This window comes from Streptomyces griseorubiginosus, assembly GCF_036345115.1.
Taxonomy (GTDB): Bacteria; Actinomycetota; Actinomycetes; order Streptomycetales; family Streptomycetaceae; genus Streptomyces; species Streptomyces griseorubiginosus_C.
On record NZ_CP107766.1, the window covers coordinates 2045688 to 2068322 of the forward strand.

Genomic DNA, 22635 nt, shown 5'->3' on the forward strand with positions numbered 1-22635 from the left:
GCACGTGACGACCGGAGCCACCGTCTGGCTCACGGGTCTGCCGAGTGCCGGCAAGACCACCATCGCGTACGAGCTGGCAGACCGGCTGCGCGAGGAGGGCCACCTCGTCGAGGTGCTCGACGGCGACGAGATCCGCGAGTTCATCTCCGCGGGCCTCGGCTTCAGCCGCGAGGACCGGCACACCAACGTGCAGCGCATCGGCTTCCTCGCCGAACTGCTCGCCCGCAACGGCGTCAAGGCGCTGGTCCCGGTCATCGCGCCCTACGCCGACAGCCGTGAGGCGGTGCGCAAGCGCCACCAGGAGAGCGGCACGGCGTACATCGAGGTGCACGTGGCGACTCCGGTCGAAGTGTGCTCCGTACGCGATGTGAAGGGCCTGTACGCCAAGCAGGCGGCGGGCGAGCTGTCCGGGCTGACCGGGGTCGACGACCCCTACGAGGAGCCCGAGTCGCCCGATCTGCGGATCGAGTCGCAGCACCAGACCGTCCAGGAGTCCGCGGCGGCGGTCCACACGCTGCTCACCGAGAGGGGACTGGCATGACGACGACTGTCGCCACGGCGGAGGAGGGCACGGAGGCTCCGTACGCCCTCTCGCACCTGGACGCGCTGGAGTCCGAGGCGGTGCACATCTTCCGTGAGGTGGCGGGCGAGTTCGAGCGGCCGGTGATCCTGTTCTCCGGCGGCAAGGACTCCATCGTCATGCTGCACCTGGCGCTCAAGGCGTTCGCCCCGGCGTCGGTGCCGTTCTCGCTGCTGCATGTGGACACCGGACACAACTTCCCCGAGGTCCTCGAGTACCGCGACCGTGTGGTCGCCGCCCATGGGCTGCGGCTCCATGTGGCCTCCGTCCAGGACTACATCGACCGCGGTGTGCTCAAGGAGCGTCCGGACGGGACCCGCAACCCGCTCCAGACACTCCCCCTGACGGAGAAGATCCAGGCGGAGAAGTTCGACGCCGTGTTCGGCGGTGGCCGCCGGGACGAGGAGAAGGCCCGGGCCAAGGAGCGGGTGTTCTCGCTGCGGGACGAGTTCTCGCAGTGGGACCCGCGCCGCCAGCGGCCCGAGCTGTGGAACCTGTACAACGGCCGCCACGCGCCCGGCGAGCACGTCCGCGTCTTCCCGCTGTCCAACTGGACCGAGCTGGACGTGTGGCAGTACATCGCCCGGGAGGGCATCGAGCTGCCGGAGATCTACTTCGCGCACGAGCGTGAGGTGTTCGCGCGCAACGGCATGTGGCTGACCGCCGGTGAGTGGGGCGGCCCGAAGGACGGCGAGACCGTGGAGAAGCGGCTCGTGCGCTACCGGACCGTCGGGGACATGTCCTGCACGGGTGCCGTCGACTCCGACGCGGTGACGCTGGAGCAGGTCATCACCGAGATCGCCGCCTCCCGGCTCACCGAGCGGGGCGCCACCCGCGCCGACGACAAGATGTCCGAGGCCGCGATGGAAGACCGTAAGCGCGAGGGGTACTTCTAGAGATGAGCACGACCACTTCCGAGGTGCTCTCGGAGACGACCCTGCTGCGGTTCGCGACCGCGGGCTCCGTCGACGACGGCAAGTCCACGCTCGTGGGCCGGCTGCTGCACGACTCCAAGTCGGTCCTCACCGACCAGCTGGAGGCCGTGGAGCGCGCCTCCCTGAGCCGGGGGCAGGACGCGCCCGACCTCGCGCTGCTCACCGACGGGCTGCGCGCCGAGCGCGAGCAGGGCATCACCATCGACGTGGCCTACCGCTACTTCGCCACGCCCAGGCGCCGGTTCATCCTCGCCGACACCCCCGGCCACGTGCAGTACACCCGCAACATGGTGACGGGTGCCTCCACCGCCGAGCTGACGGTCATCCTCATCGACGCCCGCAACGGGGTCGTCGAGCAGACCCGCCGGCACGCGGCCCTCGCGGCGCTGCTGCGGGTGCCCCATGTGGTGCTCGCGGTCAACAAGATGGACCTGGTCGAGTACCAGGAGTCCGTCTTCGCCGCGATCGCCGAGGAGTTCACGGCGTACGCGACCGAGCTGGGCGTCCCGGAGGTCACCGCGATCCCGATCTCGGCGCTCGCCGGGGACAACGTGGTGGAGCCGTCCGCGAACATGGACTGGTACGGCGGCCCGACCGTCCTGGAGCACCTGGAGACGGTCCCGGTCACCCACGACCTGAGCCACTGCCACGCGCGTCTGCCCGTGCAGTACGTGATCCGGCCGCAGACCGCCGAGCACCCCGACTACCGGGGGTACGCCGGTCAGATCGCCGCCGGTTCGTTCCGGGTCGGTGAGCAGATCACGGTGCTGCCCTCGGGCCGTTCCACGAAGATCGCCGGTATCGACCTGCTCGGTGAGCCGGTGGACGTGGCCTGGACGACGCAGTCGGTGACGATCCTCCTGGAGGACGACATCGACATCTCGCGCGGCGACCTGCTGGTGCCCAGCAAGGACGCCCCGCCGACCACCCAGGACATCGAGGCGACCGTGTGCCACGTGGCCGACGCCCCGCTGACCGTCGGTCACCGGGTGCTGCTCAAGCACGGCACCCGCACGGTCAAGGCGATCGTGAAGGACATCCCGTCCCGGCTCACGCTCGACGACCTGTCCCTGCACCCGCACCCGGGACAGCTCGTCGCCAACGACATCGGCCGGGTGAAGATCCGTACCGCCGAACCCCTGCCCGTCGACTCCTACTCGGACTCGCGGCGCACCGGCTCGTTCATCCTCATCGACCCGAACGACGGCACCACGCTCACCGCGGGCATGGTCGGCGAGTCGTTCGCGTCCCCGGAGCCCGTCAAGGACGAGGCCGAGGACGACGGGTGGGACTTCTGACATGAACTCCGTCGACTACTACTCCACGTTCGCGAAGGAGGGCGGCCGCGTAGGCAGCGGCGCGCTCGGCAGCGGGCAGGGCGGAGTGGCGCGATGTGTGCGTTGACGTACGCGCACCGCTTGCGCGCCCCGTCCCCCCACAGCCGTAGACGCAAACCTGCCGACCTCCCGGCCACGACCTGAAAGACCGTGACCGCCGGGCCTCCGAGAGGAACACCTCCCGTGCCTGCTTCATCCGCTCTGCGCCGCTCCTTCGCGGTCATCGCCGCGCTCCCGCTGCTCACCCTCGCCGCGTGCGGCTACGGCTCCGAGTCGAAGGACACCGACACCGCCAAGGTCGCCGCCGGCGCCAAGAAGATCGACGGACTCGACTCCGTCAAGATCGGCTACTTCGGCAACCTCACCCACGGCACCGCGCTCGTGGGCGTGAACAAGGGCTTCTTCCAGAAGGAGCTGGGCGCCACCAAGGCGTCGTACGCGACCTTCAACGCCGGTCCGTCCGAGATCGAGGCCCTCAACTCCAAGTCGATCGACATCGGCTGGATCGGCCCCTCCCCGGCGATCAACGGCTACGTCAAGTCGGGCGGCAAGAGCCTGAAGATCATCGGCGGTTCCGCGTCCGGCGGTGTGAAGCTGGTCGTCAACCCCGACAAGATCAAGTCCCTCAAGGACGTCAAGGGCAAGAAGATCGCGACGCCGCAGCTCGGCAACACGCAGGACGTGGCGTTCCTCAACTGGATCGCCGACCAGGGCTGGAAGGTCGACGCGCAGAGCGGCAAGGGTGACGTCACCGTCGTCCGCACCGACAACAAGATCACGCCGGACGCCTACAAGGCCGGTTCCATCGACGGTGCCTGGGTGCCGGAGCCGACCGCGTCCAAGCTGGTCGCCGAGGGCGGCAAGGTGCTGCTCGACGAGGCGTCGCTGTGGCCGGACAAGAAGTTCGTCATCACGAACATCATCGTGCGCCAGGACTTCCTCAAGGAGCACCCGAAGGCGGTCGAGGCCGTCCTGAAGGCGTCGGTGGAAGCCAACAAGTGGATCAACGCCAACCCGGACGAGGCGAAGGCGGCCGCCAACAAGCAGCTGGAGGCCGACTCCGGCAAGGCGCTCAAGCCCGAGGTCCTGGACCCGGCCTGGAAGTCGATCCAGTTCACCAACGACCCGCTGGCCGCCACCCTCAACACCGAGGCCGAGCACGCGGTCAAGGCCGGTCTGCTGAAGAAGCCCGACCTGAACGGGATCTACGACCTCACGATCCTCAACAAGGTCCTCAAGGCCGACGGGGAGTCCACGGTGGACGCCGCCGGTCTCGGCACCAGCTGACCCCCGTTCCCCGATGAGTTCCCAGGAGGTGACGACCATGGCCACGACCACGACGCTCGCCAAGGCCGACGAGTCCGTCGAGTACGCAGCACGCCTCGATCACGTCTCGAAGTCCTTCGCGGGACCGGGTGGACAGCAGCTCGTCCTGGACGACATCAGCATCGATGTCGCGCCGGGCGAGTTCGTCACCCTCCTGGGGGCCTCGGGCTGCGGCAAGTCCACCCTGCTGAACCTGGTGGCCGGGCTCGACGGCCCGACCGCCGGGTCCATCACGACGGACGGCCGCCCCGCCCTGATGTTCCAGGAGCACGCCCTCTTCCCGTGGCTCACCGCGGGCAAGAACATCGAACTCGCCCTGAAGCTAGGGGGAGTTCCCAAGCCCGAGCGGCGTGGCAAGGCCGAGGAGCTGCTCGAACTGGTCCGGCTGAAGGGCGCGTACGGCAAGCGCGTCCACGAACTGTCGGGCGGTATGCGCCAGCGCGTGGCCCTGGCGCGGGCGCTCGCGCAGGAGAGCAACCTGCTGCTGATGGACGAGCCGTTCGCGGCGCTCGACGCCATCACCCGGGACGTGCTGCACGACGAGATCACCCGGATCTGGGAGGAGACCGGGGTCTCCGTCCTGTTCGTCACGCACAACGTGCGTGAGGCGGTGCGGCTCGCACAGCGGGTGATCCTGCTGTCCTCCCGCCCGGGCCGGATCGCCCGCGAGTGGACGGTCGACATCCCGCAGCCGCGCCGCATCGAGGACGCGCCCGTGGCCGAACTGGCCCGTGAGATCACCGAAGAACTGCGTGGGGAGATCCGCCGTCATGGCCAGCACTGACACGGCACCGGCCCAGGACGCCGGCAGCGTAGAGGCGGGCCTCGACGCACTGGAGACCCGGACCACCGGCCGCCCGACCCTCCGGCAGACCCTGGTCAGCAAGATCCTGCCGCCGGTCATCGCGCTCGCGTTGGTCCTCGTGGTCTGGACCCTGCTGTACCCGATCGTCGACGATCCCTCCAAGCTGCCCTCGCCCTCGGCGGTGGGTGCCACCTTCAAGGACGCCTGGCTGGCGGGCGATCTGCTCGGCTACATCTGGACCAGCGTCTCGCGCGGTCTGCTGGGCTTCTTCTTCGCCCTGCTCATCGGCACCCCGCTGGGCCTGATCGTGGCCCGGGTGAAGTTCATCCGCGCGGCCATCGGCCCGATCCTGTCCGGCCTCCAGTCGCTGCCGTCGGTGGCCTGGGTGCCGCCGGCCGTGATCTGGCTGGGCCTGAACAACTCCATGATGTACGCGGTGATCCTGCTCGGCGCGGTCCCCTCCATCGCCAACGGCCTGGTGTCCGGTGTCGACCAGGTGCCGCCGCTGTTCCTGCGGGCGGGCCGCACCATGGGGGCGACGGGCATCAAGGGCATCTGGCACGTCACCCTGCCGGCCGCACTGCCCGGCTATGTGGCGGGCCTCAAGCAGGGGTGGGCGTTCTCCTGGCGCTCGCTGATGGCCGCGGAGATCATCGCCCAGTTCCCCGACCTGGGCGTGGGCCTCGGCCAGTTGCTGGAGAACGGCCGCACCAACAGCGACATGGCCATGGTGTTCGAGGCGATCCTGCTCATCCTGTTCGTCGGCATCGCGATCGACCTGCTGATCTTCAGCCCGCTGGAGCGGTGGGTGCTGCGCAGCCGCGGTCTGCTGGTGAAGAGCTGATCCCGATGAAGCCGGTCCTCCTCGTCATCGCCCACGGCAGCCGCGATCCGCGGCACGCCGCGACGGTGCACGCTCTCCTACGGCGGGTGCGCGCGCTGCGCCCCGGGGTGCGGGTGGAGACCGGCTTCCTCGACTTCAACATCCCTTCCGTACAAGGGGTGTTGGAGTCGCTGGCGGCGGAGGGCGTACGGGACGTGGTGGCCCTTCCGCTGCTGCTGACCCGCGCGTTCCACGCGAAGGCGGACATCCCGGCGGTGCTGCGGGACGCGCCGCCGCAGCTGCGCATCCGGCAGGCGGAGGTGCTGGGTCCGTCCCCGCTGCTCCTGTCCGCGCTCGAACGCCGTCTGTACGAGGCGGGGTTGACGCCCGCCGACAAGTCCTCGACCGGGGTCGTGCTGGCCTCGGCGGGGTCCACCGACCCGGAGGCGATCGCAGTGATCGCTGACATCGCGCGGGAGTGGCGGCACACCGGTTGGTGCGCCGTGCGGCCTGCGTTCGCCTCCGCGGCCCTGCCCCGCACCGAGGACGCGGTGCGCGAACTGCGGGCTCTGGGCTGTGCGCGGGTGGCCGTGGCACCGTACGTCCTGGCCCCCGGTTTCCTCCCGGACCGCATCGCGCGGGGCGCGGCGGACGCGGACGTGCTCGCCGAGGTGCTGGGGGCGGCGCCGGAGGTGGCACGGGTGCTGCTCCGGCGGTACGACACGGCGTCGGCGGGGGCGCTGTCGCTGCCTGTGAGTGCGTGAGGGGTTCTTACGCGGCTACGGCGGCCTCGGCCTCGTCGGCCAGCCGGACCAGCTCGGCCAGGGGCATCGATCCCGCCTCCCGGTGTTCGCGGGCGAAGGTGTTGGCGAGTCGCTGGAGGAGTTCGTTGAGAGGGGTCGGGACGCCGTGCAGGCGGCCCAGGAGGGTGATCTCGCCGTTGAGGTAGTCGGCCTCGACGGTGCCGGTGCCGCGGGTCAGGGACTGCCAGGAGGAGCCGCCGCCGCGCGGGGCGTCCGCCAGGGGCAGCAGGGTGACCTTGTCGCCGCGTCGCGCGCGCTGTTCCTCGGCGCTCGCGTACGCGATCCCGGCGGCGTCGAGGACGGCCGCGCCCTCCGCCCGGACCCGCTCGACGAACTCCAGCGCCGCCTCGCCCTCGACGGGACCGGTGACCGCCTCGACCGCGTTGGCGAGGTTGGACAGCAGTTTGGCGTACTGCCATCGGGCCAGGTCCGGCACGACCGGCGCCTCGAACCTCGCCTTCTCCAGGTCGGCGGCGATCAGCCGGACGGTCTCGTCGGTGCCGCGCGGATGGACGCCCAGGTGCAGGATGCCGGTGAGCGGACTGCCCGCGGCGGAGACGACCCCGGGGGTCACGAAGGTGGCCGGCAGCCACACGCAGACGCCGTACACGTGCCGGAAGCGGCGCAGGGCCACCCGCTGGCCCTCCACGCCGTTCTGCACGCACAGCAGCGGCAGCCGCGCGGCCGCGGTGCCGCCGCCCTCGACCGGGGCCGGGCCCCACGCGGCCAGGGCGGCCTCGGTGTCCTGGGTCTTCACGGCGAGGACGAGCACGTCGTCGGCGCGCAGGATGCCGAGTCCGGCCGGTCCGTCCACGACCGGCAGCCGGTACGTGAACTCGCCGTCCGGCACCCGCAGCCGCAGTCCGCCGTCCCTGAGCGCCGCGTACTGCGCACCCCGGGCGACCAGCACGACCTCGTGCCCGGCCCCCGCGAGCCGCCCGCCCACGGCCCCGCCGACCGCCCCTGCCCCGATGATGATGTAGCGCATGGGAGGAGCCTCGCACAGCGGCACGAGCCCCTGTCACCCCGCACTCGGAGTCGGTGCGGTCAGCCGCCGGTCATCTCCACCAGCTTGACGACCGTGTTCCAGTTCCGGCTCGTGGCGATCACGCCCTTGTTCAGCCGCGGCTTCGACAGGTGCTCGGCGAGTTTGGAGCGGCCGAGGCCGTCCGGGACGTAGAGGTACAGGGCGCGGTCGCCCAGGCGGAACTCCTCGGGGAGGTAGGCGGCGCGGTCGATCTCCGCGAAGCGGTCCTCGTCGACGGGTGCGGAGAAGTAGGTGACGTGGAGCTGCTTGGCCTCCAACTCGGCCGCCGGGAAGGGGCAGTTGTCGACGACGGCCGTCAGGTAGGCGTGGTCGCGGACGAGCACGTCGACCGGGAAGCCGAACCGCTTCTCGATCGCGCCCGCGAGTTCGGCGGCCAGGGACTCCTCGTCACCGTGGTCGGCGGTGAACACGGCCTGGCCGCTCTGGAGGTAGCTGCGTACCCCGCTGAAGCCGAGGTCTTCCAGAAGCGTGCGCAGGTCGGCCATGGGGACCTTCCTGCTGCCGCCGACGTTGATTCCGCGCAGCAGCGCCGCGTACGTGGTCGTCATGCGCCCACCCTAGGACGGGTCTCGCGCGGACCCCGATCACCGCCCCGCACAAGGTCCGTTAGATGTAAGGGTCACGGTCCTCCCCAGTACGGAGGGGGCGCGGTCCCTTGGGAGGAGCCGGCGGCCCCCGCACTTCACCGGACAGCACGACGAGAAGGATTTATCCAGCTCATACCTTCGAAGCGAAAGGTGGCGGCAGGGGGCTGCCACCGCTTCCTAGGGGGCAAGCCCGTCATGGGGAACGGAGACACGAGGGTGCGGGGCCTGGCCGCCCGGGCCGGCGGCTGGAGCGCACGGCACCGATGGGCTGCCGTCGGTATCTGGGTGCTGTTCGTCGTCCTGGCGATGGGACTCGGCTCGGCGGCGGGCCGGGTCGACGTCAAGGACAGCGACCAGCTGAAGGGGGAGACCCACACCGCCGCGAAGATCATCGAGGACGCCGGGATCGACGAGCCGGCGAGTGAGACGGTGCTGATCCAGGCCAAGGACGCCGGCGGCAAGGCCACCGACGCCGACTTCAGGGCCGCCGTCGCCGCGGTGATGAAGGCGGTCGAGAGCACCGGCAAGGTCACGGACGTGACATCGCCGTACGACACGAAGACGATCTCGAAGGACGGCCGCAGCGCACTCGTGCAGTTCGACATGCGCGGCGAGGCGGACACCGCCGGGGAGCGGGTCGAGCCGGTGCTGAAGGCCGTCGAGGGGGTGCAGAAGGAGCACGGGTCGCTGCGGATCGAGGAGATCGGCGGCGCGAGCATGATGAAGACGTTCGACGACGCGTTCGGCGACGACTTCGAGAAGGCCGAGCTCTCCGCGGTGCCGGTGGCCCTCGGCATCCTGCTCATCGCCTTCGGCGCGCTGGTCGCGGCGCTGCTGCCGGTGCTGCTGGCGGTCAGCGCGATCATGGCGACGATGGGTCTGATGGGCATCGTCAGCCATGTGATGCCGATGAGCGACACCGCCAACTCCGTGATGCTGCTGGTCGGTCTGGCCGTGGGCGTCGACTACTGCCTGTTCTATCTGCGCCGTGAGCGCGAGGAGCGGCAGGCCGGACGGGACGCGCAGACCGCCCTCAGGATCGCCGCCGCCACCAGTGGGCGCGCGATCATCGTCTCGGGTGTCACGGTGTGCGTGGCGATGGCCGGGATGCTGTTCACCGGGCTCGCCGAGTTCGAGGCGATGGGCCTGGCCTCGCTGATGGTCGTGGCGGTCGCCATGGTCGGTTCCGTGACCGTGCTGCCCGCGCTGCTCTCGCTGCTCGGCGAGCGGGTCGAGAAGGGCAAGATCCCCTTCCTGCACCCGGAGAGCAAGCTGCGCCGCAAGCGGGCGGCCGGCAACCGGGAGAGCCGGTTCTGGACCGCCGTGCTGAAGGGCGTCCTCGCGAAGCCGGTCGTCTCGGTCGTGGTCGCGGCCGGCGCGCTGCTCGCGATCGCGGCACCCGCGCTCGGCATGAAGACGCAGAACCTCACCCTGGACCAGGAGTTCGGGGACTCGCTGCCGATCGTGCAGACGTACAACCGGGTCAACGACGCCTTCCCGGGCGGTTCCGAGCCGGCCGAGGTGGTCGTCAAGGCCGCCGACATCAACGCCCCCGAAGTCACCGGCGCGCTGGCCGACTTCAAGGCGAGGGCGATCTCCTCGGGCGCCTCGCGCGGCCCGGTCGAGATCAAACTGCACGACGCGCAGAACCTGGCCTTCGTGTACGTCCCGCTGGTGGGTGGCTCCGACTTCGACAAGGCCGGGCAGAGCCTGGACAAGCTGCGCGACGAGGTGCGTCCGGCCACGCTCGGCAAGGTCGACGGGCTCGAGGCGCCGATCACCGGACAGGTCGCCGGTTCCAAGGACTTCAACGACCAGCTGACCGGAGCGGTCGTGCCGGTGTTCGCGTTCGTCGTGGTCTTCGCCTTCGTGCTGATGCTGCTGTCGTTCCGCTCGCTGACCGTCGCGATCACCTCGATCGTGCTCAACCTGCTGTCGGTGGGCGCGGCCTACGGCATTCTCGTCGCGGTCTTCCAGCACGGCTGGGGTGCGTCCCTGGTGGGCGCGGAGGGCGTCGGCGCCATCATCACCTGGCTGCCGCTGTTCCTCTTCGTGATCCTGTTCGGCCTGTCGATGGACTACCACGTGTTCGTGGTCTCGCGGATCCGCGAGGCGCGGCTGCGGGGCCGTACGACGAAGGACGCGATCCAGCACGGGGTGGTCACCACGGCCGGTGTCGTCACCAGCGCCGCCGTCATCATGGTCGCCGTGTTCGCGATCTTCGGAACGCTGTCCATGCAGTCCATGAAGCAGATGGGCGTGGGTCTCGCGGCCGCGGTCCTCATCGACGCGACGATCATCCGGGGTGTGCTGCTCCCGGCGGTCATGGCACTGCTCGGGGAGCGCAACTGGTATCTGCCGAAGTGGCTGAACCGGCTGCCGGACCTCACCCACGACGAGACCGCGGACGCCGTGGCGGCCCCCGCGGCCCGGGACGACGAGGGTGAGCGTGTGAGGGTCTGACCCTCCACGGCGGGGGCCGAACCCCCCGATACCGAGGGCCCGTTGGCGACCGGGGTGTCAACGGGCCCTCACTCATGCACGGCGTGCGGCGAGTTCGGCCTCGATCAGGTCGGCCGCCCGGCGCGTGCCGCCCTCCTGGGCCATGTCCGCCTGAACCTCCTTGAGTCTCCGGGCGACTTCGGGATCGTCGACCAGCGCGAGGGCGGCCTCCCGCAGCGCCTCGGCGGTCGCGTCCTCGGTGTCGATCCGCCGGGCGACCCCGAGCCCGCACAGCATGTCCGCGTTGCCGAACTGGTCCACGGCCTGCGGTACGGCGATCATCGGCGTGGCGGTCGCCAGTCCCTCCTGGCTGCCGCCCGCGCCGGCGTGGGTGACGAACAGGTCGGCCTGCTTGAGGATCGCCAACTGCGGTACCCAGGAACGCACTTCGACGTTGTCCGGTACGGCGCCCAGCTCGGCCGGGTCGACATGGCTGCCGACCTGGAGCACGAGGTGCCAGCCGGGGAGGTCGCCGAAGGCCTTGACGCACTCCCGGTAGAAGTCGGGCCGCTTGGTGAAGGCGGAGCCGAGGGAGACGAGCACCACCTGCTCGGCCGCGGCCGGCCGCTGCCACTCCCCCTGCGCGCCGCGGTCGCCCTGGCAGGCCCCGACGAAGGTGTACACCCGCTCGTCGACCCGGTCGGCGTGGGGCTGGAGGGCCCTGGGGATCAGGACGAGCGAGCGGTCGGGGCGGCCGACGAAGGCGTCCGGGTGCAGCCGGACTCCGTTCTCCTCCAACCACCGCTGGAAACGGGCGTAGTAGGCCTGCCCGCGTTCGGTGCTCCTGGGCTCCGCCCACATGGGCTCGGCGACCTCTTCCTCGTACCCCTCCCAGGCGACGAGGTTCGGCGAGAGGGAGATCGCCGGGACTCCCCAGCGGTGGGCGAGGACCCGGGCCGGGTAGGCGGTGATGTCGTGCAGCACGAGGTCGGGCTCGTCGCCGTCGTAGGCCTCTACGAGCTGCGGCAGGGCCTGCATCGCGTCGGCGAGGAAGAGCTCCACGTGGTCGAGGAGTTCGGAGCCCCAGGCCGACGGATCGTCGTCGGGTCCGGGCAGCGTGGAGTTCCAGAGCCTGGGCTCGGCACCGGTCTCGGCGACCTTCTCCTCGAACAGGGGCGGAATGGCGTACGTGACCCGGTGCCCCCGCGCCACGAGCTCGCGGATCACTTCCAGGCTGGGGTTCACATGGCCGTGGGCGGCGACGGAGAACATGGCGATGTGCGAGCGACTGGTCATGCCGGGAGCATAGACGAGACGAGACGTCTCGTACAAGGAGGATTGCGTGACGGTGCTCCCGTGGGCACCGGGTTTCAGCGCTGGTAGCGGGCCAGCACCAGGTTGCCGTCCTCCTCCAGGCGTTTGCGCAGCTCACCGAGGCCGATGGCGCCGCTGTAGTACTCCTGGAAGGCGGGGGTGGCGACCTTGTCCTTCCATTCGGGGTAGCCGCGCACGGACTGTGCGGGTGCCGACCGGAGGTGCGCGGCGAGGGCGGTGCCCGTCGCCCAGCCGTCCTTCGCGGTGTGCAGGGCGGGGTCCTCGAGGGCCGCCGTGCCGGTGGGCAGCATCCAGTCCCCGAGCGCCAGCCGGACCATGTTCTCCGGCTGGAGGAGGAAGTCGATGAACGCGGCCGCCTCCTTCTTGTGCGGGCTGTCCTCGGCGACGGACAGGGTCTGCGGGCTGACGCCCTGGGTGAGTCCGTCGGCGCCGGCCGGGGCGGGCAGCACCTGCCACCGGAAGCCCTTCGGCGCCTGCTGCGCGATCTGCTGGCGGTAGGAGAAGCCGAGCGGGACCATCGCGTACTTGCCGCCGAAGAAGCCGGGCAGGGTGTCGGAGCCGCCGCCGCCGAGGGTGGTGGGCGAGGCGCTGTGGTCGGTGTTCGCCTGGTCGTGGATGGTGCGCGGCACGGTCTGGTCGGCCTGCTCGAAGCGGATGGTGACCTTGCCGTCGTCGCCCCGGTGGAACAGCTGTCCGCCCGCCGACAGGGAGAGGTTGAGGGTCGCGGAGACGGGCTCCTTGAGCGGCCAGGCCACGCCGTACTTCCCGGCCCCGCTGAGCTGGTCCGTGATCCGCCGGAACTCGGCCCAGCTCCAGGGGTGTTCGGGGGTCGGGACGCGTACGCCGGACTCCTTCAGCCACCTGGCATTGGCGATCAGGACCCGGGGTTCCTGGAGGAACGGCACGCCGTAGACGCCGTCGCCGAAGGTGGCCGTGTCCCAACTCCGCTGCGGGATGTCGGACTTGAGCCGCCCGGGCAGCAGGTCGCTCAGGTCGGCGAGGTAGCCGCCGTAGGCGAAGTCCGCGAGGTCGTCGGAGGCGTCATGGATGATGTCCGGCGCCTCGCCGCCCTCGAAGGAGGTGAGCAGCTGGTCGTGGACGCTGTCCCAACTCCCCTGCACGTACTCGACCTTGACATGCGGATGGGTCGCGTTCCACTCCTTGACGAGTTCCTTGTTGGCCTCGACGGACTCCTCCTGCCAGGCCAGGGACTGGAAGCGGAGGGTGACGGGGTCGCCGTCGGAGTCGGGCGTGCCGGTGCACCCCGCGAGGAGCAGGGCGAGGACGACGATCCATCGTGCGCGCATCAGCTCTTCACCGCCCCGGCCAACATGCCTCCTGTGATGCGCCGTTGGATGATCGCGAAGATGATCAGCGAGGGAAGGGTGGCGAGGAAGGCGGCGGCCGCGAGCGGGCCCAGGTCGGCGACGCCCTCCGCGCCGATGAAGTGGGTGAGGACGACCGGCAGGGTCTGTTTCTCCGGCGTCTTCAGCAGGACCAGCGCGAAGAAGAACTCGTTCCACGCGGTGATGAAGGCGAACAGCGCCGTCGCCACGATCCCCGGGGCGAGCAGCGGTGCCGTCACCGACACCAGCGTCCTGAGGCGTCCGGCACCGTCGACGGCGGCCGCCTCCTCCAGTTCGGTCGGCACGGCACGCACGTATCCGACGAGCATCCACAGCGCGAACGGCAGCGCCCACACGACGTACACCATCACGAGCCCCGCGAGGGAGTTGATCAGCCGCAGCTCCTTGAGCACCAGGAACAGCGGGATGATCACCAGCACCAGGGGGAAGGCCTGGCTGACCACCACCCAGCCGGTGGCTGCCTTCGCGAGCCGGGTGCGGCGCCGGGCCATGACGTAGGCGAGCGGTGTCGCGATCAGTACGGCGATCACGGCGGCGGCGAGTGCGGCCAGCAGGGAGTTGCCGGCGGCGCGCAGCAGGGGCTGTTCGTCGAAGGCCTGGCGGAAGTTGTCGAGGGTGGGGTGCCGCGGGATCCAGGTGGGGTGCAGACTGCCCAGCTCGCGCGGGGACTTGAAGGCGGTGGAGACCAGCCAGAGGAACGGGAAGGCGAGGAAGACGAGATATCCGAGGAGGGCGGCGTACTGGCCGACGCGGCCGGTGGTGCTGGTCCTCATGCCTCGTCACCTGCCTTCAGCCGGCCCACCAGGAAGAGGGCGAGGAGCAGGGAGACCACGGCGACCATCACGAGTCCCATCGCGGCCGCGTAGCCGAACTGCCCGTAGCGGAACGCCTCTTCGTAGGCGAAGAGCATCGGGAGACGGGTCCGGCCCCCGGGACCGCCGCTGGTCAGCACGTACACCAACGCGAACGAGTTGAAGTTCCAGATGAAGTTGAGCGCGGTGATCGCGAGCGCGACCGGTCTCAGGGCGGGCCAGGTGACGGTGCGGAAGCGGCGCCAGGCGCCCGCGCCGTCCATCGCGGCGGCCTCGTGGAGCTCGCGCGGGGTGTTCTGGAGGCCGGCGAGCAGGGTGACCGTGGTCTGGGGCATCCCGGCCCAGACCCCCACGACGATCACGGCGGGCAGTGCGGTGGACAGGCCGCTGAGCCAGTCCCGGCCGTCGCCGAGGCCGAAGGTGCGGAGGGTCTCGTTGAGGACACCGGCGTCCGGGTTGTAGACGAGCCGCCACATCACACCGACGACGACCTCGGGCATGGCCCACGGGATGATGGCGAGGGCGCGGGCGAGCCAGCGCAGCTTGAGGTCCTGGTCGAGGAGCAGGGCGAGACCGAGTGCCAGCAGGAACTGCGGGACGGTCACGCCGACCGCCCACACCAGGCCGATCCGGAACGACTCCCAGAACAGCGTGTCGTGCAGCAGGTCCTGGAAGTTCAGACCGCCGATCCACTGCGTGGCCCGGGTCCGGCCGGACTGCGCGTCGGTGAAGGCCAGCAGGATCCCGTAGAGCAGGGGGCCCACGCTCAGCACCAGGATCGGGATCAGCGCGGGCAGCACCAGGAACCAGGCCCCACGGTCGGACGTCCGCCTGTTCCCTGCACGCGGGGCGTCGCGCGCCGGCCGCTTCGTCGCGGTCACCACTGTCACGTGATCGGCTCCTTCGCGCGGATCGTGACGGTACGAGTCCGGTGGGCCCCGTCATGGTCGTGACCGCGCCATGCCCCGTCAAGACCGCGCGCACACGGGCCGACCTGTGCTGATGCGAGACTGGCCGATGATTGGCTCGATGACGCCGTTCCCGGTGGCGCACGCGAGCCTGCGGACCTACGGCGGACTGGAGGCCGGACGATGGACGAGGCACGGGCGCGGGACGTACTGGACGCGGCGGGGGTGCTGCCGGCGTCGGCGCCGCTGCTCGCGCTCGGCGAGAACGCCGTCTTCGCCGCCGGCGACCTGGTCGTCAAGGTCGGCCGCGACGCCGAGCTGATCGACCGGGCCCGCCGGGAACTGGACATCGCGGTGTGGCTCGCGGAGGCGGGGGTGCCGGCGGTACGCGCGGCCGAGCCGAAGGCGCGACTGGTCCAGGGGCACCCGGTGACGGTGTGGCACCGGCTGCCGGACGCCGTACGGCCCGCCGAGCCACGGGATCTGGCCGAACTGCTGCGGGTGGTGCACGCGCTGCCGGCCCCGCCTTTCGCGTTGCCTCGCCGCGAGTTGCTGGGGGGTGTGGAACGGTGGCTGCGGCTCGCGGGGGACGCGATCTCACCCGCCGACGCCAAGTATCTGCGACAGCGGCGGGACGGTTTCGCGGGGGCGGTGGCCGCGGTGACGCCCCATCTGGTGCCGGGGCCGATCCATGGGGACGCGCTGCCCCGGAATGTGCATGTGGGGCCGTCCGGGCCGGTCCTGGTCGACCTGGAGACCTTCTCCTCGGATCTGCGGGAGCACGATCTGGTGGTGATGGCGCTGTCCCGGGATCGGTACGGGGTGCCTGCGGCCGCTTATGACGCGTTCACCGCTGCGTACGGGTGGGATGTGCGGGAGTGGGAGGGGTGTGCGGTGCTGCGGGGAGCTCGGGAGACGGCGAGTTGTGCGTGGGTGGCGCAGCATGCGCCCACTAATCCGAAGGCGTTGGTGGAGTTCGAGCGGAGGGTGCGTTCTTTGCGGGACGGGGATGCGACTGTGCGGTGGTATTCGTTCTGACCGGTGGGCGGGTGCGGGTCGTTCGTGGCTGGTCGCGCAGTTCCCCGCGCCCCTGGGGAGTCTGTTCACCCTGAATGAGAAGCGCCGCCCTCCTCAGTTCCGCCAACACCGTCCTGACCGCCCGTTTCGCCGTCCTCTCCGGGCGGTAGAGCGCGTCGATGTGGCGTCTCGCCTGGACGCCGCTCAAGGGTCTCAGCACCAGGTCCGGATGTCGGCGCATCGTCCACCTGGGCATCAACGCCAGGCCGCCTCCCGCCGCCACCGCCTCCGCCGCCACCGCGAACTCGTTGATGCGGTGGGCCAGGTGGAGTCGGTGGCCCGCTGCCGCCCCGATCGCCTCGATGGTGGCCATGACCGGGAAGCCGTCGTGGACCGTGATCCAGGGTTCGCCGGCCACGTCCTTCGGGGCCACCCGGCGCTTGGCCGCCAGGGGGTGATCGGCGGGCATGGCCACGTCCAGGGGTTCGCGCAGCAAGGTGGTGGCGGTCACCGTGGGCGGCCAGGCGGGGGCGTGTTCCAGGCGGTGGGCCAGGACGATGTCGTAGGCGCGGGTGAGGCGGGGGAAGTCCTCCTGCGGGACGTCCTCGTCGGCCAGCCTCGGCACCGGGCCGTCGGTGCCGGCGAGTGACCGCAACAGCAGCGGGAAGAAGGCCGCAGCCGCGCTGTGGAACGCCGCCACCGACACCTCGCCGTCGGGGCGGTCCACGAACTCCTCGACCGTGTGCCGGGCGCGTGCCAGTGCCGTCTCCACCTCGATGGCCGCGCCAGCCAGGGCCTGCCCGGCATCGGTCAGCACCAGCCGGCGTCCGTCACGCTCGGTCAGCGGCACCTTCACCGAGCGCTGCAACAGCCGCAACTGCTGGGAGATGGCCGACGGGGTCACCAGCAGTGCCTCGGCGACCGCGGTGACACTGCCCAGTTCGCCCAGTTCCCGCAGGATCCGCAGCTGACGTTCGTCCATCACCACAGTGTAGGAGTGCTAAAAGATCGTTGAAGGAACTGGTTCTGGGCTTCAGAGACAGCTGGGTGCAGTGTGGGTCGGGTGTCCGACGCCCGCCGTACCGACGCGGTACTCCTGCTGGTCGCGCTCGTCTGGGGTTCCAGCTATCTGTCCGCCCAGACCGCGACCTCCGCTCTCCCCGTCCTGCTGGTGCTCTTCGCCCGCTACGCCCTGTCCGCGCTCGCCTGCCTGGGGGTCGTCGCCGCCCCTGGCCGAGGGCCGCGCCGGTGGACGCGCGAGGAACTGCGCGCCGGCCTTCCCCTCGGCCTCACCCAGGCCGCCGTCCTGATCGTGGAGACCTACGGTGTCGCCCACACCAGCGCCGCCAACGCGGGCCTCATCATCAGCCTGACCATCGTCCTCACCCCCCTTCTGGACCGCACCGGTCACCGGGGCGGCCTCCCGCCCGTCTTCTACGCCGCGGCCGGCCTGTGCGTCCTGGCCGTCGGACTCCTCATGGCGGGCAACGGCTTCCACGCGCCCCGCCTCGGCGACCTGCTGATGCTCGGCGCCGCCGTGGTCCGGGCGGGCCATGTGGCGCTGGTCGGCCGGCTCACCGCGGGGCGGGCGATACGGCCGCTGCACCTCACGACCGTGCAGACCCTCGTGGGCACCGCCCTGTTCCTGGTCCCCGCCGCACGGGCCCTGCCGACCCTGGCCCACGCGGATGCGGCCACCTGGACCCAGTTGGTCTATCTCGCCCTGTTCTGCAGTGTGTTCGCCTTTCTCGCCCAGACCTGGGCCGTGCAGCGCACCTCGGCCAGCCGGGCCAGTCTGCTGCTGGGCACCGAGCCGATCTGGGCCGCCGCGGTCGGTGTCGCCCTGGGCGGCGAGCACTTCACCGTACTGACCGGGCTGGGCGCGGTCCTGATGGTCACCGGCACCTACTGGGGGCAGTCCGTGGAGCGCGCCCACCGCGCGACCGGCGTGCGCCGCGGGGAAGTCCGACCCCCCGGGGAGGACATCGGGCGCCCAGGTACGCCATCGAGCGACACCGCGGCGCCCGCCCCGCCGGCTCTGCTCCCGTGAGGGTCTCTCACACCGTCTCGTCGGCCGGCTCGCGCAGTGGCCACGTGCCGTCGACCACCGCGTTCGCGTCGCCCTTGCGGCGCAGGAAGTCCTGGAAGTCCGCCGCCCATTGCGCGTACCACTCGATCTGGCGGCGGTGCAGTTCCGCCGGGCCGAACGCGGCGACCTTGGGATGGCGGACGGCTATCGCACAGGCCAGCCGGGCCGCGGCGAGGGCGTCGGCGGAGGCGTCGTGGGCCGCGTCGAGGGCGATGCCGTACTCGGTGCAGACCGCTTCGAGGTTGCGCTTGCCGCGGCGGTAGCGGTCCACCGAGCGGTCGATGGTGTACGGGTCGATGACCGGGGCGGGGTCGAGGTTGCCCAGACGCTCCCGCAGGGACGGCAGGCCGTACCGGCGCAGTTCGGCGGAGAGCAGGCTCAGGTCGAACGCGGCGTTGTACGCGACGACCGGGACGCCGGTCTTCCAGTAGGTGGTGAGGACGTCCGCGATGGCGTCGGCGACCTGGTCGGCGGGGCGGCCCTCGGCTGCGGCCCGCTCATTGCTGATGCCGTGGACCGCAACGGCGTCCGCGGGGATCTCCACACCGGGGTCCGCCAGCCACTCCCGGCGCCCCAGCGGCTGCCCGCCCCTGACCTCGATCACGGCTCCCGTGACGATGCGCGCCTCGCGCGGATCGGTGCCGGTGGTCTCCAGGTCGAAGCCGATCAGCAGCTCTTGGTGCCAGCCCATGGGCGGTCCCCCTTCGTGGTGGTGCTTTCCCCCAGTGGTCTCCACCTTCCCATGCGCCACTGACAATCAGAGGACCGCGTTCCGCTTACCGCCCCTGCGGTTCGGGACAGTTCAGGACACCGGGCGTGAATCCGCCCAGTTCGTCTCGAACTCCTCGCGGTAGGTCGGGAAGAGGCCGCTGTCGTCCACGTCGCCCGCCTTCACCACCCGGTTGCCGTTGCGCAGCACGAGGACCGGTGCCTCCATGCCCCTGGACCGGCGCAGATAGGACTGCACGACCGCGATGCCGTCCGAGCCGTCGGCGTCCACCAGGTAGGCCGAGAAGCGCGGTGTCTCGTCGTAGACCTGGATCTCGAAGGCGCCCGGGTCTCGGAGCCTGGACCGCACCCGGCGCATGTGGAGGATGTTCATCTCGACGGAGCGGCTCAACTCTCCCCGCTTCATGCCCAGTTCCCGCTCGCGCCGCTTGACGGCGCTGGAGGCCGGGTTCAGAAACAGCAGCCGCACCCGGCAGCCGGCCTCGGCGAGCCGCACCAGGCGGCGGCCGGAGAAGTTCTGCACGAGGAGGTTGAGGCCGATGCCGACGGCGTCGAGGCGGCGGGCGTCGCCGAAGATGTCCTCGGCGGGGAACTGCCGCAGCAGCCGCACCCGGTCGGGGTGGACGGCGACCACGTCGGCGTACCGGTCGCCCACCAGGTCCTCGACCGCGTCCACGGGCAGTCGCCGGGCGGACGGTACGTCACCGCCGGCGCCGAGTATGTCCAGGAGCTTGGCGGAGGCGCGCTCGGCCTGGCCGAGGACGGCCTCGGACAGGGCCCGGTTGCGGGAGACGACGTTGCGCGTCACCTCCAGCTCGTCCAGGGCCAGTTCGACGTCCCGGCGCTCGTCGAAGTAGGGCTCGAAGCACGGCCAGTGCTGCACCATCAGCTCCCGCAGCTGCGGGAGCGTGAGGAAGCTGAGCACATTGTCGTCGGCGGGGTCGAGCAGGTAGCCCTTGCGGCGGCTGACCTCGCGGACGGCGACCGCGCGCTGGACCCACTCCTGTCCGGCGGGTCCGGCGGCGGCCACCACCCAGTCGTCGTGGCCGTGGACGGGTTCGTAGATGGGACGCAGCACGGCGGCCACGACGGCCCGCAGCCGCTGTTCCACGAGGTTCAGCCAGATGTAGGCCCGCCCCGCGCGCTGCGCGCGCGTACGCACCTCGCGCCAGGCGTCGGCGTCCCAGTCCAGCTCCGGCCCGATCGTCGCTCCCGCGTCCATCGGCCGTGCCAGGGACACCGTGCCGGGCGGGGCGTCTTGGGAGTTCCCCTCGTGACCCTCGTCACCAGGGGGCAACTCCAGCCCTCCCGAGCCCACCCGCGCACCGCCTTCCGCTCCCCCGGGCGCTGCCCGGAGGGTCTCCCCACCCAACGATCAAGGAAGGGTACTCCGGGAGCGGTCGGCGGTGCAGCCGGATGGACAGGGTCAATCTCAACTACCCGGCGTCCACTGCCCGTTCTGCCCGGCGAGCTCGGCCGGAGTGAGCGGATTCATAGCGGTGACGTCCCTCGGGGCTATGGAGAATCCCTGCCAGTGGACCGGCATGGGCTGCTGGTCCTCGTCGCGGGCGATGTGGTGGAAGCCCACGTTCATCCAGACCACCGGGTGCGTGAGGGTCTGGCCGTTGACCCACTTGTCCACGGACTTGCCCGCTCCGGTACCGCAGTTGCCGGGGTTGTTGCTGGCGAACTGCTCGCACGGGTTGTACTCGGTGACGTACATGTCGTGCTTGGTGAAGCTGCGGCCCGGGTACTTGGTGCTCGGCCCGGGGACGATCTCGTACGACCGCGGGTGCCAGTCCTTGTTCTTGCCGACCGCGCTGACCACGCGCCACCAGCGGTAGCTCTTGGCGTCGCCGGCGAGTTCCTTGGTGACCGGGGTGCGGGTGGTCTTGGTGCTCGGCGCCTGCTGGCCCTGGGCGGCCGCGGTGACCGTCGAGTCGTACTGCTCGACGCGGTTCTTGGAGGAGCCGTCGAGGGCGAAGTCCAGGCGCCAGAAGGCGTTGTGGCTGTGGCTGGTGGCCTGGGCGCGGGGGCCCTTGCCGATGGGCCAGCCGCGGCCGTCGCCGGCGTCGTAGTCGTAGTACGACAGGCTGCCGGTCGCGCCCAGGTTCATGGTGATGGTGCCGTCGTCCTGGAAGCGCCACTCGGTCATGTACTCGTACCAGCCGACCTGGTTGACCGAGTAGACCAGCAGGTCCTTGCCCTGTGCCTGGTAGACCTTGTTGGCGCTGTCGCCCTGCATGCGGTAGGCGTGGCCGCGGGAGCGGGTGGTGGTGCACAGCCCGTTGACGTCGGGCTGGTCCGGGTCCCAGGAGTCGGGGACCTTGACCTTCTTGATGGTGCCGCCGGGACACTCGCCCGGGTCCAGGTTCATCAGGCCCTGTGCGAAGCCGAAGCCGGTCAGGTCGTCGTACTCGACGCTGCCGTCGTCGTAGGGGACGTGGATCTGGCCGAGCCGGGCGCTGTTGAGGACCTTGATGGCCTTGGTCTCGCCCTTGGGCTGGTAGGAGATGTCCTCCAGGACGAGTCCGGCCTTGCTGTCGTAGCGCCAGCACATGCTCCAGGTCGTGCCGCTGGAGAGCTTCTGCTCGATCTTGTAGGCGGAGCTGCACTCCGCGGCGGCAGCGGCGGCGGCCTTCGGCTGGGCGGCGGCGGGTCCCGCTCCGGTGGTGACACCGGCGGCCAGCGCGGCCACGGAAACGCCGAGGGCCGCGTGCCTGCGCGCGCGGCTGATTCTGTTGACACGCATGAAGAGATGACTCCCTTGCGGAAGGAGCAGGTAGGAAAAGTGGACGAAGGTGGGACGCGACTCAGCTGTCGAGTTTGGCGATCTTGCGGGCGCTGAGGTCGATCACGAAGGCCCTGGCGTCGATCCAGGGGCCGTTCTTCACCTTCGGGAACAGCCGTACGCAGCGGTGCTCGCCGCACTTGTCGAGGACGGCCGGCTGGCCGCCCGGGACCGCCCGGTACACGGCGCCGGTCAGCAGCAGCTGGTTCGGGTCCGTGAGTTCCTTGTCGGTGGCGTCCTTGTAGTCGGCCTTGAGGTCCGCGCCCAGCGGGTCGGCGATCAGCAGGCTCGCGGCCTCCGCGTACTCGGCGCTGCTCAGCGGCGGCTGCACGCCGTGCTGGGTGCCGGTCGCGACGACCTTGCCGCTGTCGAGGTCGACGGTCTTGGTGACGAGGGTGTCGTCCCGGTAGTCGTAGAACGTCACGTCCGCGCGCCGGGGCGCGTTCGGGTCGTCCAGTTCGTCGACCTTCGGGTCGGCGAGGTCGACGGTGAGCCGCTCGGGCCCGCGCTCGCCCTCGACGTCCTCGCTGGCGTTGAACATCTGCCGGTTCACGGCGAGCTGTTCGACCCGCTTGATCTCGTCGTCGGTCAGCGGGTCGCGGCCCTTGCCCTTCGCGCCCTCGGCGGCCGGGGTCTCCTCGACGACTCCGGGTGCCACGGCCCCGTCCGCACCCTGTCCCGCCTGCGCCGCGGACTGCCCCGCGGCTGTCGTGCCGCCCCCCGGGTCGTCGTCCGCGCCCGCCGTGCCCGGCAGGGTGATCCCGATCATCACGGCGGTCCCGGCCACCGCGATGGCCGCACCTGCCACCACCTTCCCGAGGTGGCGGTGCACTATCTTGCGCACATCTTCCCCCTACTCCCCGGCGAACTCCGGGAGTACGTGTCTGCCCCAATGGTTCGG

Annotated in this window: 21 protein-coding genes; 10 read left to right on the forward strand and 11 right to left on the reverse strand. The window is 70.7% G+C overall.

The window, feature by feature from the left end; translation table 11 throughout:
• Nucleotides 1–4 precede the first annotated feature (4 nt).
• The 7 genes from cysC (at nucleotide 5) to OHN19_RS09315 (ending at nucleotide 6570) form a co-directional block, all read left to right on the forward strand.
• Complete coding sequence (cysC, locus tag OHN19_RS09285; protein WP_391194950.1) at nucleotides 5–541, forward strand: adenylyl-sulfate kinase; 537 nt, start codon at nucleotides 5–7, stop codon at nucleotides 539–541.
• Nucleotides 538–1476, forward strand: coding sequence for a sulfate adenylyltransferase subunit CysD (cysD, locus tag OHN19_RS09290; RefSeq protein WP_330263722.1), 939 nt, complete (start codon nucleotides 538–540; stop codon nucleotides 1474–1476). Before cysC ends, cysD begins: the two co-directional genes overlap by 4 nt.
• Nucleotides 1477–1478: 2 nt before the next feature.
• Entirely contained in the window at nucleotides 1479–2813 is a 1335-nt protein-coding gene (locus tag OHN19_RS09295; protein WP_330263723.1) for a sulfate adenylyltransferase subunit 1, read from the forward strand.
• A 222-nt stretch (nucleotides 2814–3035) separates the two neighbouring features.
• Complete coding sequence (locus OHN19_RS09300; protein ID WP_330263724.1) at nucleotides 3036–4139, forward strand: aliphatic sulfonate ABC transporter substrate-binding protein; 1104 nt, start codon at nucleotides 3036–3038, stop codon at nucleotides 4137–4139.
• A 13-nt stretch (nucleotides 4140–4152) separates the two neighbouring features.
• A complete protein-coding gene (locus OHN19_RS09305; protein WP_330263725.1) occupies nucleotides 4153–4962 on the forward strand; it encodes an ABC transporter ATP-binding protein in 810 nt (269 codons plus the stop codon).
• Nucleotides 4949–5827 (forward strand): ABC transporter permease, encoded by an 879-nt coding sequence (locus OHN19_RS09310; RefSeq protein WP_330263726.1) that lies wholly within the window; start codon nucleotides 4949–4951, stop codon nucleotides 5825–5827. The genes OHN19_RS09305 and OHN19_RS09310 overlap by 14 nt, the downstream gene beginning before the upstream one ends.
• Nucleotides 5828–5832: 5 nt before the next feature.
• The gene (locus tag OHN19_RS09315; protein ID WP_330263727.1) at nucleotides 5833–6570 is read left to right on the forward strand and encodes a sirohydrochlorin chelatase; all 738 of its coding nucleotides are present in this window, start codon (nucleotides 5833–5835) and stop codon (nucleotides 6568–6570) included.
• A 7-nt stretch (nucleotides 6571–6577) separates the two neighbouring features.
• Here the strand turns inward: OHN19_RS09315 and OHN19_RS09320 are convergent, their stop codons facing one another.
• Together OHN19_RS09320 and OHN19_RS09325 are read right to left on the reverse strand one after the other, a co-directional pair.
• Nucleotides 6578–7597, reverse strand: a complete 1020-nt coding sequence (locus OHN19_RS09320) for a ketopantoate reductase family protein (protein ID WP_330263728.1) — start codon at nucleotides 7595–7597, stop codon at nucleotides 6578–6580.
• 59 nt (nucleotides 7598–7656) lie between these two features.
• Entirely contained in the window at nucleotides 7657–8205 is a 549-nt protein-coding gene (locus tag OHN19_RS09325; protein ID WP_330263729.1) for a DUF1697 domain-containing protein, read from the reverse strand.
• A gap of 234 nt (nucleotides 8206–8439) precedes the next feature.
• Between OHN19_RS09325 and OHN19_RS09330 the strand changes: the two genes are divergently transcribed.
• On the forward strand, nucleotides 8440–10707 hold the full coding sequence (locus tag OHN19_RS09330) for an MMPL family transporter (protein WP_330263730.1): 2268 nt from the start codon (nucleotides 8440–8442) through the stop codon (nucleotides 10705–10707).
• A gap of 72 nt (nucleotides 10708–10779) precedes the next feature.
• On the opposite strand, the gene mgt is transcribed toward OHN19_RS09330, so the two are convergent.
• The 4 genes from mgt to OHN19_RS09350 all read right to left on the reverse strand — a co-directional run bounded on the left by mgt (nucleotide 10780) and on the right by OHN19_RS09350 (nucleotide 15090).
• The gene (gene mgt / locus OHN19_RS09335) at nucleotides 10780–11982 is read right to left on the reverse strand and encodes a macrolide-inactivating glycosyltransferase (protein ID WP_330263731.1); all 1203 of its coding nucleotides are present in this window, start codon (nucleotides 11980–11982) and stop codon (nucleotides 10780–10782) included.
• A 74-nt stretch (nucleotides 11983–12056) separates the two neighbouring features.
• Nucleotides 12057–13328, reverse strand: coding sequence for a sugar ABC transporter substrate-binding protein (locus OHN19_RS09340; protein WP_330263732.1), 1272 nt, complete (start codon nucleotides 13326–13328; stop codon nucleotides 12057–12059).
• The gene (locus tag OHN19_RS09345; protein ID WP_330263733.1) at nucleotides 13328–14161 is read right to left on the reverse strand and encodes a carbohydrate ABC transporter permease; all 834 of its coding nucleotides are present in this window, start codon (nucleotides 14159–14161) and stop codon (nucleotides 13328–13330) included. Before OHN19_RS09345 ends, OHN19_RS09340 begins: the two co-directional genes overlap by 1 nt.
• On the reverse strand, nucleotides 14158–15090 hold the full coding sequence (locus OHN19_RS09350) for a sugar ABC transporter permease (RefSeq protein ID WP_330263734.1): 933 nt from the start codon (nucleotides 15088–15090) through the stop codon (nucleotides 14158–14160). Before OHN19_RS09350 ends, OHN19_RS09345 begins: the two co-directional genes overlap by 4 nt.
• 201 nt (nucleotides 15091–15291) lie before the next feature.
• Between OHN19_RS09350 and OHN19_RS09355 the strand changes: the two genes are divergently transcribed.
• Entirely contained in the window at nucleotides 15292–16146 is an 855-nt protein-coding gene (locus OHN19_RS09355; protein WP_330263735.1) for an aminoglycoside phosphotransferase family protein, read from the forward strand.
• Here the strand turns inward: OHN19_RS09355 and OHN19_RS09360 are convergent.
• The gene (locus OHN19_RS09360; protein ID WP_330263736.1) at nucleotides 16061–17107 is read right to left on the reverse strand and encodes a LysR family transcriptional regulator; all 1047 of its coding nucleotides are present in this window, start codon (nucleotides 17105–17107) and stop codon (nucleotides 16061–16063) included. The genes OHN19_RS09355 and OHN19_RS09360 overlap by 86 nt on opposite strands.
• 81 nt (nucleotides 17108–17188) lie before the next feature.
• On the opposite strand from OHN19_RS09360, the gene OHN19_RS09365 reads away from it, so the two are divergent.
• Nucleotides 17189–18175 carry a DMT family transporter gene (locus OHN19_RS09365; RefSeq protein ID WP_330263737.1) on the forward strand — a complete coding sequence of 329 codons (987 nt, stop codon included), beginning with the start codon at nucleotides 17189–17191 and terminating at the stop codon, nucleotides 18173–18175.
• Nucleotides 18176–18182: 7 nt separating this feature from the next.
• Here the strand turns inward: OHN19_RS09365 and OHN19_RS09370 are convergent, their stop codons facing one another.
• The 4 genes from OHN19_RS09370 to OHN19_RS09385 all read right to left on the reverse strand — a co-directional run bounded on the left by OHN19_RS09370 (nucleotide 18183) and on the right by OHN19_RS09385 (nucleotide 22578).
• Nucleotides 18183–18905: a 3'-5' exonuclease gene (locus OHN19_RS09370; protein ID WP_330263738.1), complete on the reverse strand. Its 723-nt coding sequence runs from the start codon at nucleotides 18903–18905 to the stop codon at nucleotides 18183–18185.
• Between the two features lie 111 nt (nucleotides 18906–19016).
• Nucleotides 19017–20261, reverse strand: a complete 1245-nt coding sequence (locus OHN19_RS09375; protein ID WP_330263739.1) for an SAV2148 family HEPN domain-containing protein — start codon at nucleotides 20259–20261, stop codon at nucleotides 19017–19019.
• A gap of 114 nt (nucleotides 20262–20375) precedes the next feature.
• On the reverse strand, nucleotides 20376–21695 hold the full coding sequence (locus OHN19_RS09380) for a copper amine oxidase (RefSeq protein ID WP_330263740.1): 1320 nt from the start codon (nucleotides 21693–21695) through the stop codon (nucleotides 20376–20378).
• 61 nt (nucleotides 21696–21756) lie between these two features.
• Nucleotides 21757–22578, reverse strand: coding sequence for a Tat pathway signal sequence domain protein (locus OHN19_RS09385; RefSeq protein ID WP_330263741.1), 822 nt, complete (start codon nucleotides 22576–22578; stop codon nucleotides 21757–21759).
• Nucleotides 22579–22635 lie beyond the last annotated feature (57 nt).

What these genes read in the sequence shown, in the direction of transcription:
- OHN19_RS09315 (WP_330263727.1), top strand. Translation starts at nt 5,833, where the DNA reads ATGAAGCCGGTCCTCCTCGTCATCGCCCACGGCAGCCGCGATCCGCGG.
- OHN19_RS09325 (WP_330263729.1), bottom strand. Translation starts at nt 8,205, where the DNA reads ATGACGACCACGTACGCGGCGCTGCTGCGCGGAATCAACGTCGGCGGC.
- OHN19_RS09355 (WP_330263735.1), top strand. Translation starts at nt 15,292, where the DNA reads ATGGACGAGGCACGGGCGCGGGACGTACTGGACGCGGCGGGGGTGCTG.
- OHN19_RS09310 (WP_330263726.1), top strand. Translation starts at nt 4,949, where the DNA reads ATGGCCAGCACTGACACGGCACCGGCCCAGGACGCCGGCAGCGTAGAG.
- mgt (WP_330263731.1), bottom strand. Translation starts at nt 11,982, where the DNA reads ATGACCAGTCGCTCGCACATCGCCATGTTCTCCGTCGCCGCCCACGGC.
- OHN19_RS09360 (WP_330263736.1), bottom strand. Translation starts at nt 17,107, where the DNA reads ATGGACGAACGTCAGCTGCGGATCCTGCGGGAACTGGGCGAACTGGGC.
- OHN19_RS09340 (WP_330263732.1), bottom strand. Translation starts at nt 13,328, where the DNA reads ATGCGCGCACGATGGATCGTCGTCCTCGCCCTGCTCCTCGCGGGGTGC.
- OHN19_RS09370 (WP_330263738.1), bottom strand. Translation starts at nt 18,905, where the DNA reads ATGGGCTGGCACCAAGAGCTGCTGATCGGCTTCGACCTGGAGACCACC.
- OHN19_RS09330 (WP_330263730.1), top strand. Translation starts at nt 8,440, where the DNA reads ATGGGGAACGGAGACACGAGGGTGCGGGGCCTGGCCGCCCGGGCCGGC.
- OHN19_RS09345 (WP_330263733.1), bottom strand. Translation starts at nt 14,161, where the DNA reads ATGAGGACCAGCACCACCGGCCGCGTCGGCCAGTACGCCGCCCTCCTC.
- OHN19_RS09305 (WP_330263725.1), top strand. Translation starts at nt 4,153, where the DNA reads ATGAGTTCCCAGGAGGTGACGACCATGGCCACGACCACGACGCTCGCC.
- cysD (WP_330263722.1), top strand. Translation starts at nt 538, where the DNA reads ATGACGACGACTGTCGCCACGGCGGAGGAGGGCACGGAGGCTCCGTAC.
- OHN19_RS09380 (WP_330263740.1), bottom strand. Translation starts at nt 21,695, where the DNA reads ATGCGTGTCAACAGAATCAGCCGCGCGCGCAGGCACGCGGCCCTCGGC.
- OHN19_RS09320 (WP_330263728.1), bottom strand. Translation starts at nt 7,597, where the DNA reads ATGCGCTACATCATCATCGGGGCAGGGGCGGTCGGCGGGGCCGTGGGC.
- OHN19_RS09295 (WP_330263723.1), top strand. Translation starts at nt 1,479, where the DNA reads ATGAGCACGACCACTTCCGAGGTGCTCTCGGAGACGACCCTGCTGCGG.